Source organism: Salinicola endophyticus, from assembly GCF_003206575.1.
Classification (GTDB): Bacteria; Pseudomonadota; Gammaproteobacteria; order Pseudomonadales; family Halomonadaceae; genus Salinicola; species Salinicola endophyticus.
In genome coordinates this window covers 641,694-655,494 of record NZ_PZJO01000002.1, presented here as the reverse complement: position 1 = coordinate 655,494, position 13,801 = coordinate 641,694, and the positions used below count along the sequence as shown (strand labels likewise).

At 67.0% G+C, this 13,801-nt stretch carries 11 protein-coding genes; 10 read left to right on the top strand and 1 reads right to left on the bottom strand.

The annotated features are described in order from the left end of the window. Positions 1-4 precede the first annotated feature (4 nt). The 10 genes from DOM66_RS05515 (at position 5) to DOM66_RS05470 (ending at position 12,525) form a co-directional block, all read left to right on the top strand. Entirely contained in the window at positions 5-1,036 is a 1,032-nt protein-coding gene (locus DOM66_RS05515) for a LacI family DNA-binding transcriptional regulator (RefSeq protein WP_198651717.1), read from the top strand. Positions 1,037-1,304: 268 nt separating this feature from the next. Further along, positions 1,305-2,435 (top strand): L-talarate/galactarate dehydratase, encoded by a 1,131-nt coding sequence (locus tag DOM66_RS05510; protein ID WP_188115143.1) that lies wholly within the window; start codon positions 1,305-1,307, stop codon positions 2,433-2,435. 169 nt (positions 2,436-2,604) lie between these two features. After that, positions 2,605-3,933 (top strand): enolase C-terminal domain-like protein, encoded by a 1,329-nt coding sequence (locus tag DOM66_RS05505; RefSeq protein ID WP_110689493.1) that lies wholly within the window; start codon positions 2,605-2,607, stop codon positions 3,931-3,933. Between the two features lie 224 nt (positions 3,934-4,157). Continuing rightward, positions 4,158-6,011 (top strand): GGDEF domain-containing protein, encoded by a 1,854-nt coding sequence (locus tag DOM66_RS05500; RefSeq protein WP_110689492.1) that lies wholly within the window; start codon positions 4,158-4,160, stop codon positions 6,009-6,011. 192 nt (positions 6,012-6,203) lie between these two features. Further along, complete coding sequence (locus DOM66_RS05495; protein ID WP_110674329.1) at positions 6,204-7,205, top strand: TRAP transporter substrate-binding protein; 1,002 nt, start codon at positions 6,204-6,206, stop codon at positions 7,203-7,205. A gap of 77 nt (positions 7,206-7,282) precedes the next feature. Beyond that, on the top strand, positions 7,283-7,801 hold the full coding sequence (locus DOM66_RS05490) for a TRAP transporter small permease (RefSeq protein ID WP_232825122.1): 519 nt from the start codon (positions 7,283-7,285) through the stop codon (positions 7,799-7,801). A 2-nt stretch (positions 7,802-7,803) separates the two neighbouring features. Next, positions 7,804-9,084, top strand: a complete 1,281-nt coding sequence (locus DOM66_RS05485) for a TRAP transporter large permease (RefSeq protein WP_110674328.1) — start codon at positions 7,804-7,806, stop codon at positions 9,082-9,084. A gap of 60 nt (positions 9,085-9,144) precedes the next feature. Then, positions 9,145-9,945, top strand: coding sequence for an NAD-dependent epimerase/dehydratase family protein (locus tag DOM66_RS05480; RefSeq protein ID WP_110689491.1), 801 nt, complete (start codon positions 9,145-9,147; stop codon positions 9,943-9,945). A gap of 126 nt (positions 9,946-10,071) precedes the next feature. After that, the gene (locus tag DOM66_RS05475) at positions 10,072-10,815 is read left to right on the top strand and encodes a FadR/GntR family transcriptional regulator (protein ID WP_110689490.1); all 744 of its coding nucleotides are present in this window, start codon (positions 10,072-10,074) and stop codon (positions 10,813-10,815) included. A gap of 129 nt (positions 10,816-10,944) precedes the next feature. Then, entirely contained in the window at positions 10,945-12,525 is a 1,581-nt protein-coding gene (locus tag DOM66_RS05470) for an aldehyde dehydrogenase (NADP(+)) (protein ID WP_110674325.1), read from the top strand. Between the two features lie 97 nt (positions 12,526-12,622). On the opposite strand, the gene DOM66_RS05465 is transcribed toward DOM66_RS05470, so the two are convergent. Then, complete coding sequence (locus tag DOM66_RS05465; RefSeq protein ID WP_188115142.1) at positions 12,623-13,570, bottom strand: AEC family transporter; 948 nt, start codon at positions 13,568-13,570, stop codon at positions 12,623-12,625. Between the last annotated feature and the right edge of the window lie 231 nt (positions 13,571-13,801).

The following is a 13,801-nucleotide window of genomic DNA, read 5'->3' as shown; positions in this document are numbered from 1 at the left end:
CGCAGTGAGTGATCATGACGCCAAGCCGCGCTCGGCCCGCGCCACCGGCAGTGCCCGTCTGACCGATGTGGCGCGGGTCGCTGGCGTGGCGCCGATGACGGTGTCGCGGGCGCTCAATCGCCCCGAGCTGGTCAGCGAGGCCACCCGGGAGCGGGTGCGTCGTGCGGTGCGCGAGACCGGTTACGTGCCCAATCAGGTCGCCGGCGCGCTGGCCTCCAGCCGCAGCCGGGTGGTCGCACTGCTGGTGCCGACGGTGGCCCACGCGCTGTTCGCCGAAGTCGTGCAGACGGTCATGGGCGTTCTGGTGCCGCGTGGCTACCAGGTGCTGCTGGGGCTGGTCGGCTACACCCCGACCGAGGAGGAGGGGGTGATCGAGACGGTGCTCAGCCGCCGCCCGGACGGTATCGTGCTCACCGGCTGCCACCACTCGGCCCTGACCCATCAGCGCCTGGCGGCCAGTCGGGTGCCGCTGGTCGAGATCTGGGACATGCACGAGGCGCCCATCGACATGCTGGTGGGCTTCTCCCATCACGCGGTGGGGCGCGCCGTGGCCGAACATCTGCTCGCCCGCGGCTATCGTCGGCTGGGGGTGATCAGCGCAGACGACGCCCGCGCCGAGCGGCGCATCGACGGCCTGCGCGAGCGCCTGGCGGAGGCAGGGCAGGAGGCGCTGCCGCTGCGCCGGGTGGGGACTCCCTCGAGCATGCCCTGGGGGCGCGAGATGGCGGCCGAGCTGCTCGATCATCACGCCCTCGAGGCGATCGTCTGCAGCTCCGACATCCTCGCCTTGGGGGTGATCGCCGAGGCCCAGAGTCGGGGGCTATCGATCCCCCATGATCTGGCCATCATGGGGTTCGGCGACAGCAGCTACGCCGCGGCCAGCTTCCCCGCCCTGAGCACGGTGCGCATCGATGGCGCCACCATCGGCCGCCGCGCCGCCGAGCAGCTGCTCGAACGCATGGCGCGGCCCCAGTTCGAGCGTAGCGGGGCGGTGGAGGACGTCGGCTTCAGCCTGGTCGATCGTGCCACCACCTGAGCGCTCGCTGGGCCGATAACCGCGGGAATCCATCACCTAACGGGGACGTTGCAGGCGCGTCTCGTGTCCGGAGCATCACCTAGTGCTTTGGTCGTAATTTACCCTCTGCCATCTTTGTCATACAAATGTGCCGCGCTACTATCCTTGGCCAGTGACCTCTGACGGCGCCTGAATGATAGCGCAATCATTGCTGGTTTCGATGACCCCGATAAATCCCGCCGCGGCCCTGTTCTTGGCCTGCGACGATGCCACAAGACAAGGTGACGCGATGAACAACGACGCCATCAGCTGGATCCGTTTCTCCCATGTGCTGTTGCCCCTGGCGACGCCGATCAGCGATGCCAAGGTGCTGACCGGGCGCCAGAAGCCGATGACCGAGGTGTCTTTTCTGTTCGCCGAGATCGAGACCCGTGATGGCCATCGTGGAATCGGCTTCAGCTATTCCAAGCGGGCCGGGGGCTACGGCCAGTTCGCCCATGCCAAGGAGATCGCGCCGGCGATCCTCGGCGAGGACCCCAACGACACCGACAAGCTGTGGCACAAGCTGGTGTGGGCCGGCGCCTCGGTAGGGCGCAGTGGCCTCTCGACCCAGACCATCGCCGCCGTCGACGTCGGCCTGTGGGATCTCAAGGCCAAGCGCGCGGGGCTGCCGCTGGCCAAGCTGATCGGTGCCCATCGCGACTCGGTGCAGTGCTACAACACCTCCGGGGGCTTCCTGCATACGCCGATAGAGGAGGTCAAGGAGAACGCCAGCCGGTCGCTGGAGAACGGGATCAAGGGGGTCAAGATCAAGGTCGGCCAGCCCGACATGAAGGCCGACCTGCAGCGCGTCGAGGCGGTGCGCCGCCACCTGGGTGACGACGTGCCGCTGATGATCGACGCCAACCAGCAGTGGGATCGCGCCACCGCACTGCGTTTCGGCCGTGCCATGGAGCCCTACCACCTGGTGTGGATCGAGGAGCCCCTCGACGCCTACGACGTCGAAGGGCACGCCGCGCTGGCCAGCGCCCTGGATACGCCCATCGCCACCGGCGAGATGCTCGCCAGCGTCGCCGAGCACCGCGCGCTGATCGAGCATCGCAGTGCCGACATCATCCAGCCGGATGCGCCGCGCATCGGCGGCATCACGCCGTTTCTGAAGCTGGCCACCCTGGCCAGCAGCGCCGGCCTGCAGCTGGCGCCGCACTTCGCCATGGAGATTCACCTGCACCTGGCGGCGACCTATCCCAGCGAACCCTGGGTCGAGCACTTCGACTGGCTGGAGCCGCTGTTCAACGAACGTCTCGAGACCCGCGATGGGCGCATGCTGGTGCCGGACCGCCCGGGGCTCGGCTTCACCCTGACCGAGCAGGCACGCCAGTGGACAGTGGATAGCGCAGAATTCGGCAAACGCGGCTAGGAAACACTGAATCAATGGCTGCGCAGATGAATCGCTGCGTTGCCCGGTGCGCGGAATCCTCACCTATACCCCATAGGCTCCGGATCCTGTGCGCCGGGCGCCTTGAGCTTCATCTTGCTCGCCGGTGCCTTCAGCGTCCCCGCAACGATCACATATCGAGGAGTGCGAGATGAGTTTTCCCAAGATCACCAAGATGTCGGTCGTGCCGGTGGCCGGCTATGACAGTTTCCTGCTCAATCTGAGCGGCGGCCATGCGCCCTGGTTCATTCGCTGTGTGCTGATCCTGGAGGATGACAGCGGCCAGCGCGGGGTGGGGGAGATCCCCTCCAGCGAGGGCATTCTCCAGGGGCTGGAAACGTGCCGGGCGCTGGTCGAGGGGGCGCGGATCGACCAGGTCAAGCGGGTCCTCAACCAGGCGCGGCTGGCACTGGCCAGTAACGGCCGTGAGGAGCGCGGGCAGCAGACCTTCGATCTGCGCGTGGCGGTGCACGTACTGACGGCCATCGAGTCGGCGCTCTACGATCTCTACGGGCAGGCGCTGGGCCAGCCGGTGGCGGATCTGCTGGGGCGTTTCGGCCGCCAGCGCGACGAGGTCGAGGCGCTGGGCTATCTGTTCCTGCTCGGCGATCCGGCCAAGACCGATCTGCCCTACCCGAAAGCCGACAACCCGGTGGACGCCTGGGACGAAGTGCGACGCCGCGAGGCGCTGACGCCGGAGGCGGTCGCCGATCTGGCCAAGGCTGCCCATGCCCGCTATGGCTTCAAGGATTTCAAACTCAAGGGGGGTGTGCTGCGCGGCGAGGAGGAGGCGGAGTGTATTCGCGCGCTGCACGACGCCTTCCCCGAGGCCCGGCTGACCCTCGACCCCAACGGCGCCTGGACGCTCGACGAAGCGGTGCACGTGCTCGAGCCGATCAAGCATCTGCTCAGCTACGCCGAGGACCCCTGTGGTCAGGAGGCGGGCTGGTCCGGCCGCGAGACCATGGCCGAGTTCAAGAAACGCACTGGCCTGAAGACCGCCACCAACATGATCGCCACCGACTTCAAGCAGCTGCAGTACGCGGTGGCGCTCAACGCGGTCGACATTCCGCTGGCGGATTGCCACTTCTGGACAATGCAAGGGGCGGTGATGGTCGGCGAGCTGTGTCACGAGTGGGGCATGACCTGGGGCTCGCACTCCAACAACCACTTCGATATCTCACTGGCGATGATGACCCATGTCGCCGCCGCCTGCCCGGGGGAGATCACCGCCATCGATACCCACTGGATCTGGCAGGATGGCCAGCGCCTCACCCGCGAGCCGTTGGCGATCCGCGATGGCAAGCTGCGTGTGCCCACCACGCCGGGGCTGGGCGTCGAGCTGGATATGGCGCAGCTCGAGCAGGCCCACGCGCTCTACCGCTCCCTCGATGTGCGCAGCCGCAACGACGCCATGGCGATGCAGTATCTGATCGACGGCTGGCGCTTCGACCCCAAGCGTCCGGCACTGGTGCGCTGAGCCGGGCGTGACGGCGAGCGGCGGGCGAGCACCCGCCGCGAGGCGTGCATGACCTAGGAGGCGTCAGCAGGATGGGGCATCAGGTGGCATAAGGGGGCATGACCAGGAAGTCAGAATAGGGCACCGGAGGAGCAGCAATAGACTAGTTAAATCACCTTTGGATACTTATCTTGACACTTGGTTTCATGACACTATGAGCTTCCTTGAGCGAGGGGGAGCTCATCATGCGCGTGATCGGTGCCTTGACCGGCCTGTGCGTACTGCTGATCGGCATGTTCGTGGCCTGGAACTGGACCATGCGCGAACCCGAGGGCGGGGTACCGAGCGTCGAGCCCCGCGGCTGGGAGTATCGCTGGGGCGATTCGCCGCTGGATAGCGACGGGCTGCCGGTCTGGCTACACGCTGCTGGCTCCGGGTGGCAGCCGATTGCGTTTCCGGCCAATCCGCCGGACCGTGACGGCCGCGACAAGGTGTGGTTTCGCCTGCGCCTGCCGGACAATCAATGGCACGATCCGGTGCTGTTCATCCCCAGCATCGATCTGATCGCCCAGGTCTATCTCGGTGGCCGGCTGATCTACCAGTACGGCGACTTCGACGCGGGTGACAGGATCGCCTTTGCCGGCTGGCCCTGGCACATGATCGCGCTGCCCCGCGACTTCGCCGGCAAGACCCTCTGTCTGCGTGTCTTCTCCGATTACACCAGCATCGGCCTGTGGGGCCAGGTACGCCTGATTGATCGCGGGGAGGCCTACAGTCAGATCATCCGACGCTCGGCCTGGGACGTGGCGGTGAGCGCGCTGGCCCTGGCGCTCGCGGTATTCGCCGCGATCTTCGCCGTCAGCGGGGTCGAGCGGCGCAGCTTCGGTGCCATTGCGCTGTTCGGCGGTGCCTCGGGACTGATGCTGCTGGCGGAGGCGCCGGCGCGGCAGTTGATCGCCGACAATCCGCTGGGGTGGGATCTGCTGCGGGCCTTCAGCTACTACATGCTGCCGGTGGCGACCGGGCTGATCCTGGCCCACTGGCTCAAGGGGAGCGCGCGGCGCTGGATGCGGCGGCTGTGGGCGCTGCATCTCGGCTATGTGGTGTTGGTGGTGGGGCTGGTGCAGGGTGGCGTGATCAACCTGTCGCTGACCTTTCCCATCTTCGATGGGCTGCTGGTGGCAACGCTGCCGGCGATGCTGGCACTGGCGCTATGGCAGTGGCGCGCCCTGGATGGTTCCCAGCGTACCGTTGTACTCTGCTTCGCGGTGTTCGCGCCGCTGCTGCTGGCCGATATGCTGGTGGCCCATGGCTTCCTCCCGTGGCAACCGATACCCCTTAGCTTCGGCTCGTTGGCTTTCTCGCTCTCCTGTGTGGCGATCTCGCTGCACCGCTACCATCGGGTCCATCGCGAGCTGGCACGCTCCCACGACACGCTGGAGCACCAGGTGGCGCTGCGCACCGCGGAGCTGGCGCAACTGGTCGAGGAACTCGAGGGGTTGTCCTATCGCGATGCGCTGACCGGGCTCTACAACCGGCGTCACTTCGATGCCGCCTACGCCCAGGCGTGCCGGCGGGCGGTATCCCGTGGCGAGTGTCTGACGCTGGCGATTCTCGATCTCGACCACTTCAAGCGTATCAACGACCGCTTCGGACATGACGCCGGCGACAGCGTGCTGGTGACCCTGGCCGGGCTGCTCAAGGCGCACCAGAACACCGGTGAGAGCGTCTGCCGCCTGGGTGGCGAGGAGTTTGCGCTGTTCTCCCACACCTCGCCGGCGGCGCTGGCCGCGCGTCTCGAACGGCTGCTGGGGCGGCTCTGTGCGACGCCGATCACGCGTGGCGAAGTGTGCCTGGGGCGCGTCACTTTCTCGGCCGGTATTGCCAGCTACCCGATGCACAGTGCAAGCCCCGACGGCCTGCTGCGACTGGCCGACGAAGCGCTCTACTGTGCCAAGCGCGGCGGGCGCAGTACGGTGGCGATCTATTCGGCCTCGGTCGAGCCCTGCCTGCAGCAGGCGCCGGCCGGGCCGGGCACCCGCCACGCGCCGCGCAGCGTGGGCGGTGACGCAGCCACGCCAGACGAAAGGCGCCAGTGAGCGCAGACGCCGGCAGCGTGGGGGCTTGGCACGGTGTATCGAGAATGCCAAAGTCTAATGTCTGGATAAGTATGATGTATGGCAATGTTGCTGGCGACAACAACATTGCGGCCTGCACGGCGTCGCGATCGGTCTGGTGGAAATGCCAGGCGACGCCCTCGAAGGCTGCGCCCATTCAACATGGAGCGCGTCATGACCTCTCTCTTCTCTCCGCGAGTCTCGCGTACCTGTCTCTCCCTGGCGGCGGCCGGCGTGCTGCTGGGCGCCAGCCTGAGTGCCCAGGCGGCGACCTGGCGCGGGTGGAACGTGCACCCCGATGGCTACCCCAACTCGCTGGCGCTGAAATCGTTCGCCGAGGAGGTCGCCAAGACCACCGATGGCCGCGTCGAGCCCAAGGTCTACAACAATGGGGTTCTCGGCGATCAGCCGGATGCGATCGAACAGGCCCGCAGCGGCGCGCTCGACTTCGGTAACTTCAACATGGGGCCGATGGGCCCGGTGGTGCCGGAGACCGACGTGCTCTCGCTGCCGTTTCTGTTCAAGAACGTCGAGCAGATGTATCGGGTCATGGATGGTGACATCGGCAAGCGCTTCGCCGCCGCCCTGGCCGAGAAGAATCTGATCGCGCTCTCCTGGTTCGGCTCCGGCGCGCGCAGCTTCTACGACACCAAGCGACCCATCGAGACCCCCGACGACGTCAAGGGGCTCAAGCTGCGGGTGATGAACAACGATCTCTACGTGCAGATGGTCGATGCCCTGGGCGGCAACGCCACGCCGATGGCCTACAGCGAGGTGTTCCAGTCGCTCAAGACCGGGGTCATCGACGGTGCCGAGAACAACTTCCCTTCGTTCGAGTCGAGCAACCACTACGAAGTGGCCAAGTACTACTCGCTCACCGAGCACCTGATCATTCCCGAGTGCCTGTGCGTGGCCAAGTCGAGCTGGGAGGCGCTCTCCGACGCCGATCAGCGCGCCGTGCGCACCGCCGCCGAGAATGCCGCTCAGGAGCAGCGCCAGCTGTGGGCGGAGCGGGTGGCGAAGAGCCGTGCGATCGTCGAGAAGGCGGGGGTGAAGATCAACCAAGTGAAGGACAAGGCCGCTTTCCAGCAGCGCATGGAGCCGATCTACCAGGCGTTCACCGACAAGCATCCCGAGCTTGCCTCACTGATCGAAGAGATTCGTCAGACCCCCTGATTGCCCTCGCGAGGTCGGCGCGTCTCCGCCGGGAGGCGCGCCGGCCGCCTCTTCGCCGCAGTTGACAGGATCTCACCGTGAACGACTCTCAGCCGCCCATGGCCGCTGGCACCTCGGCGTGTGACAAGGTGCTCGATGCGTTGGCTCGACTCTGCCTGATCGTTGCTGGCGTGCTGCTGGTGTTTTTGATCTTCTCCTTCGGCTGGCTGGTCTTCGGCCGCTACGTGCTCAACGACACCCCGACCTGGATCGAGCAGTCGTCGCTGTTGATCGTGGTCTACATCACCTGTCTGGGGGCTGCCGCCGGGGTGAGATTCCACTCCCATCTGAGCATCGACTTCCTGCGCGAGGGTGCGCCGCGCCCGCTGCGCCTGCTGATGCAGCTGATTGCCGACGCCTTCGTGATCGCCTTCGGCAGCGTCATGGCCTGGCAGGGGTGGCTGATGATGGTCAACAACGCCGACCGTCCGATTCCCATGCTGGGCCTGTCGGAGAGCTGGCGCTCGGCGCCATTGGTGGCCTGCGGGGTGCTGCTGGTGATCTTTACCGGCGCGGATCTGATCCAACGCGCGATGTCGACACGCAAGGGGCGCTGACCATGGGGCTGATCATTCTGTTCGGAGTCTTCGCGCTGGGCCTGATCGTGGGCGCGCCGATCGCCTTCGCGGTGGGGCTGTCGGCGGTGGTGACCTTTCTCTACGAGGGGCTGCCGCTGTTCGTCGGCTTCCAGCGCATCGTCTCGGGGATCTCGGTGTTCTCGCTGCTGGCGATCCCGTTCTTCATCTTCGCCGGTGAGCTGATGCTCCACGGCGGTATCTCACGGCGACTGGTGCGCTTCGCCTCGGCGGCGGTCGGGCGCATGCGCGGCGGCCTGGGCATGGTCAATGTCACCTCGTCGATGCTGTTCGGCGGTATCTCCGGCTCGGCGGTGGCGGACACCTCGGCACTGGGGTCGATCCTGATTCCGGTGATGAAGGAGAAGGGCTACGACACCGACTACGCGGTCAATGTCACGGTCACCTCGTCGATTGCCGGGGTGGTGATCCCGCCCAGCCACAACATGATTCTCTATGCGGTGGCCGCGGGTGGCGGCATCTCGGTCACCCAGCTGTTCGTGGCCGGGATCGTGCCGGGCATCCTGATGTGTCTGGCACTGGCGGTGGCTGCCTACGTGGTGGCGGTGAAGCGCGGCTACGGCGGCGAACCTTTCCCCGGCTGGGCCGCACTGGTGATCAGCTTCTTCGCCTCGCTGCCGGGCCTGCTCACTGCGGTGATCATCGTCGGCGGCGTGCTCTCCGGGGTTCTCACGGTGACCGAGTCCGGCGCCTTCGGCGCGATCTACGCCATCGTGGTCACCGGGCTGGTCTACCGCGAGCTGCGCTGGGCGGCGTTCAAGACCGCGGTCTATCAGGCGGTCAAGACCACGGCGCTGGTGATGATCCTGGTCGGCTGCGCCTCGGCGTTCTCCTATCTGCTGGCGCTCTACAGCGTGCCCGAAATGCTCGCCAACGGTCTGACCTCGGTCTCCGACAATCCGGTCGTGGTGCTGCTGATGCTCAACCTGCTGCTGCTGGTGCTGGGCATGATCATGGACATGGCGCCGCTGATCCTGATCTGTACCCCGATCTTTCTGCCGGTGGCACAGCAGTTCGGCATGGACCCGACCCAGTTCGGCATCCTGATGATGATGAATCTGGGGATCGGGCTCTGCACGCCACCGGTGGGGGGCTGCCTGTTCGTGGGCAGCGCGATCGGCGGGATCAAGATCGAGCAGACGGTGAAGACCATCTGGCCGTTCTATCTAGCGCTGTTCGCGGTGCTGATGCTGGTCACCTATGTGCCGGCGGTCTCGCTGACGCTGCCCCATCTACTGCAGTGAACCCGTGCCCGGTAGGCCGGGCACTCTCCGCTTTGCCATCGAACAAGAGGGAGTTACGCCATGCTGAATCGATTACTGGTGACCGGTGCCGCCGGTGGCGTGGGGCAGGCGATTCGCCCCCATCTCGCGGGGCTGGCACACCAGGTTCGGCTTTCCGATATCGTCGATCCGGGGGCGGCCGCCGCCCACGAGGAGATCGTCACCTGCGATCTTGCGGATGCCGCGGCGGTGGCGCGGCTGGTCGAGGGCTGCGACGGAGTGATCCACCTCGGCGGCATCTCGGTGGAGAAGCCGTGGGCCGAGATCCTCCAGGCCAATATCGTCGGCGTCTACAATCTCTATGAAGCGGTGCGCCAGCAAGGCCGGCCACGGGTGGTCTTCGCCAGCTCCAATCACACCATCGGCTTCTATCCGCGCACCACACGCCTCGACAGCCAGGTGCCGCACCGGCCCGATTCGCTCTATGGCGTCTCCAAGTGTTTCGGCGAGGATCTCGCCAGCCTCTATCACGACAAGTTCGGCATCGAGACGCTCAGCCTGCGCATCGGCTCCTGTTTCCCTCAGCCCAAGGACACCCGCATGCTGGCGACCTGGCTCGGGGTGGAGGATCTCGTCGACCTGCTGGGGCGCGCCTTCGCCGCGCGCCACCTGGGGCACACCGTGGTCTACGGCGCTTCCGACAACGCCGAGCAGTGGTGGGACAACTGCCATGCGCAATTCCTCGGCTGGCGCCCGCGTCAGAGCTCGGCGCCCTGGCGCGAGGCGGTCGAGGCTGCCGACGGCCGTCTCGACCCGGGTGACCCGGCGGTGCGCTTCCAGGGCGGCAAGTTCGTTGCCCTGGGGCACCCCGACGAGGGGTGAATGACGCGCTTGTCGGGCGAGCTGGTATGCTAGCGGCCAGCGACAGTCAGGCCGCGGCCACGCCAGCGGGCCACGGGGTGGTGACATGCCACGGCGATATCCGGCACAGCAGAGGTAGAGGAAACGATGGAGCAGACCCAGGCCTTCAGCGTGCAGCGCATCTCGATGCAGGAGAGCCTGTCGCGCCAGATCGCGCGCCAGCTCGAAGCCCTGATCACCGAGGGCAAGATCCCGGTGGGCGACAAGCTGCCGACCGAGAGCAAGCTGTGCGACATGTTCGGGGTCAGCCGTACCGCGGTGCGCGAGGCGATCGCCCATCTCAAGTCGATGGGGCTGGTGGAGACACGTCGCGGCATCGGTACCCGGGTGCTGCGCTCGGCGCCGGCCAGTGCCTTCCCGGCGCGCCGCATCAGCGCCACCACGGTGGAGGACATTCTCCATGTGCTCGAACTGCGCCTGGCGCTGGATTCGCAAGCCGCGTCGCTGGCCGCCGAACGGCGCAGTGATGCCGACATCGAGGCGTTGACGCGGGCCCACGAGGCGCTGGTCGCCGCCAGCCGTGAAGGCGGCCAGGCGCGCCAGGAGGATTATCGCTTCCACCGCGCCATCGTCGAGGCCAGCCACAATCCCTTCTTCGTCACTCTGTACGATCAGCTGCACGAAGGGGCCATCCCGCGCACCAAGCTGGTGGCGGTGGAACTCGACCCGGCAGCCATGACCCACTACCTTGAGCGAGTGGCGCGGGAGCACGCCGACGTGCTCGAGGCCATCGTGGCGGGTCAGCCGGCAGCGGCGCGCGACGCCATGCTGCGACATCTCCAGCGCGCGTACGATAACTACGCCGTCTATCTGGATCGCCCCAGCGGCTGACACCGCCGCCCCGCGGCCGTGGCGTCACCTGCCCGCGGCCGACGATCTCCACCCGCGCCGAGTCGACGCTGCCCCGAGGGGGCGCGCCGCTCGGCGTTATCACATCCGACCATCGGTGCAGGAGGCAACGTGAAGTTGACTGGCGAATTGTTGATTGGGCAGCAGGCGATCAAGGGCAGTCGCGATCCCATCGTGGCCATCGACCCGGCCAGCGGAGAGCGTCTGCCGACCGAATTCCAGGGTGGCAGCGTCGAGGACGTCGCCCGCGCCTGCGAACTGGCTGGCGCCGCTTTCGATAGCTATCGCGAGACTGCCAGTGAGGCGCGTGCCGCCTTTCTGGAAGCGATCGCCGAGGAGATCGAAGCCATCGGCGAGCCGCTGATCGACCGGGCGGTGGCCGAGAGCGGCCTGCCGCGGGCGCGCATCGAGGGCGAGCGCGGTCGCACCTGCGGTCAGCTGCGCCTGTTCGCGCGGGTGGTGCGTGATGGCGAGTGGCTGGACGTGCGCGTCGATCCGGCGCTGCCCCAGCGCGAGCCGCTGCCGCGGGCGGACCTGCGTCAGCGTCATATCGCACTGGGGCCGGTGGCGGTGTTCGGCGCCAGCAACTTCCCGCTGGCGTTCTCGGTCGCCGGCGGCGATACCGCCTCGGCTCTCGCTGCCGGCTGCCCTGTGGTGGTCAAGGCGCACCCGGCCCACCCGGGCACCTGCGAACTGGTGGGGCGTGCGGTGCAGGCGGCGGTGGCGCGCTGCGGCCTGCCCGAGGGCGTATTCTCGCTGCTCCACGATTCGGGGCTGGAAGTGGGGCAGGCACTGGTCGCCGACCCGCGCATCAAGGCCGGCGGTTTCACCGGCTCGCGCAAGGGCGGGCTGGCACTGCAGCAGATTGCTCAGCAGCGCCCCGAGCCGATCCCGTTCTATGCCGAGATGAGCAGCACCAATCCGGTATTCCTGCTGCCGGCGGCGCTTGCCGCCCGGGGCCGCGAGCTGGGCGCGGCGTTCGTTGGCTCGCTCACCCTGGGTGCCGGGCAGTTCTGCACCAACCCTGGGTTGGTGATCGCGGTCGAAGGCCCCGAGCTGGATGCCTTCGTCGAGGCGGCCGCCACGGCGGTCGAGGAGAGCCAGCCCCAGACCATGCTGACGCCGGGCATCCATGACGCCTACACCCACGGTGTGGCGACGCTCTCGGCGCATCCACAGGTGCACGAAGTGGCCCGCGGGGTAGCCGCCGAGGGTCAGCCCAACCGCTGTATCAGCGCGCTCTTCATGACCCGTGGCGAAGCGCTGCTCGATGATGCCGCGCTGCAGGGCGAGATCTTCGGCGCTGCGGGGCTGGTGGTCGCTTGTCGCGACGCCGCCGAGGTCAAGCGGGTTGCCGAGGCGCTGGAAGGGCAGCTCACCGCCACCCTGCAGATGGATGACGCCGACGTCGACGCGGCGCGTGCGCTGCTGCCGACGCTGGAGCGCAAGGCCGGGCGCATCATGGCCAACGGCTGGCCCACCGGGGTCGAGGTGTGCGATGCGATGGTCCACGGTGGCCCCTTTCCGGCCACCTCGGATGCCCGCACCACCTCCGTGGGCAGTGCGGCGATCCAGCGCTTCCTGCGCCCGGTGTGCTATCAGAACCTGCCCGATGCGCTGCGCCCGCGGGCGCTCGAGGAGAGCAATCCGCTGGCGCTCTCGCGCCTGGTCGACGGCCAGCGCGAGCACTGAGCGCAGTCAGCTTGACGTAGCGACACCCGAGGGCCGCCTTCGCGCGGCCCTCGGCGTTTCCCCAGTGGGGCTCGATGGGTGTCCGGGTGTCTAGTATCTACACCAGTCCCAGCCACTTCAGCACGATCAACCCCAGGCTCAGGCTGAACATCGAGCCGAAGGTGGTGATCACGATGATGTTGGCGGCCAGCTTGTCGTTGGCCTTGAACGCCTTGGCCATGACGAAGGAGGCGGCTGCGCCGGGGCTGCCCAGGAACAGGAACAGGATGCCCAGGGCCGGCCCGCGGATGCCCAGCGCCAGGGCGCCGAGGACACCCAGTAGGGGGACCCATGCCAGCTTCCACAGGCTGGCATCCAGGGCGATGGTGCTGCCGCGTTTGAACGCTGTGACCGATAGCGTGCCGCCGATGCAGATCAGGCCCAGCGGCAGCGACATCGAGCCCAGATAGCCGCCGGAGGTGAGCAGCCAGGCGGGGAGATCGAGCCCCAGCAGCGCCACCGGGATCGCCAGCACCACGCTCAGGATCAGCGGATTCTTGGCCAGGTTGCGTGCCAGCGAGCGCAGGTCGGTGGGCACGTCCTGGCTGTAGACCGAGAGCACGATCACCGAGACCACGTTGTAGACCACGATCACCGCGCCGGCCATGATGCCGCCCACCGACAGCCCATAGTCACCGTACTGGCTGGCCGCCAGCGCCAGACCGACGATGCCGTTGTTGGCGCGGCAGGCGCCCTGGGTGAAGATCCCGCGCTCGACGTAGGGGTGACGCCAGATCGCCCACAGCCAGGCGAGGCCGAAGCTCGCCAGGGTGAAGCCGACGAAGTAGAGGATCAGCCGTGGCTGCAGGGCACTGTCGAGGTCCGCCTGGATGATGCTGAGGAACAGAAGCGTCGGCATGGTCACCCGGAATACCAGCGATGAGGCGGTATTGATGAAGGCGGCATCGATCCAGCCCAGGCGCTTGAGGCCCAGGCCGAGGAACACCATCAGAAAGACCGGCAGGGTGATTTCGAGGGTATGGGTAAATGCCGCCAGCAGGCCCATGGGTCACTCTCCGCCGCGAACCAGCCAGAAGCCGACCACCAGGGCGGCGACGATGACGGCCCAGAACAGCCGATTTCTCAGTCGAGTGTCGCGATGGGAACCTTTGCGGGACACGGTACAATCCTTTTTTAGACAACGAGAGCGGTGTGGAAGCGAGGGGCTGCGTCGACAAGCGGAAGCGGTGTAGACGACCAGCGCTTGTCGAGAGGCCCCGAGCTTGTGTAGAAAACG

Coding starts and splice junctions, on each gene's coding strand:
- DOM66_RS05510 (WP_188115143.1), top strand. CDS start 1,305: ATGAACAACGACGCCATCAGCTGGATCCGTTTCTCCCATGTGCTGTTG.
- DOM66_RS05505 (WP_110689493.1), top strand. CDS start 2,605: ATGAGTTTTCCCAAGATCACCAAGATGTCGGTCGTGCCGGTGGCCGGC.
- DOM66_RS05500 (WP_110689492.1), top strand. CDS start 4,158: ATGCGCGTGATCGGTGCCTTGACCGGCCTGTGCGTACTGCTGATCGGC.
- DOM66_RS05495 (WP_110674329.1), top strand. CDS start 6,204: ATGACCTCTCTCTTCTCTCCGCGAGTCTCGCGTACCTGTCTCTCCCTG.
- DOM66_RS05485 (WP_110674328.1), top strand. CDS start 7,804: ATGGGGCTGATCATTCTGTTCGGAGTCTTCGCGCTGGGCCTGATCGTG.
- DOM66_RS05480 (WP_110689491.1), top strand. CDS start 9,145: ATGCTGAATCGATTACTGGTGACCGGTGCCGCCGGTGGCGTGGGGCAG.
- DOM66_RS05475 (WP_110689490.1), top strand. CDS start 10,072: ATGGAGCAGACCCAGGCCTTCAGCGTGCAGCGCATCTCGATGCAGGAG.
- DOM66_RS05465 (WP_188115142.1), bottom strand. CDS start 13,570: ATGGGCCTGCTGGCGGCATTTACCCATACCCTCGAAATCACCCTGCCG.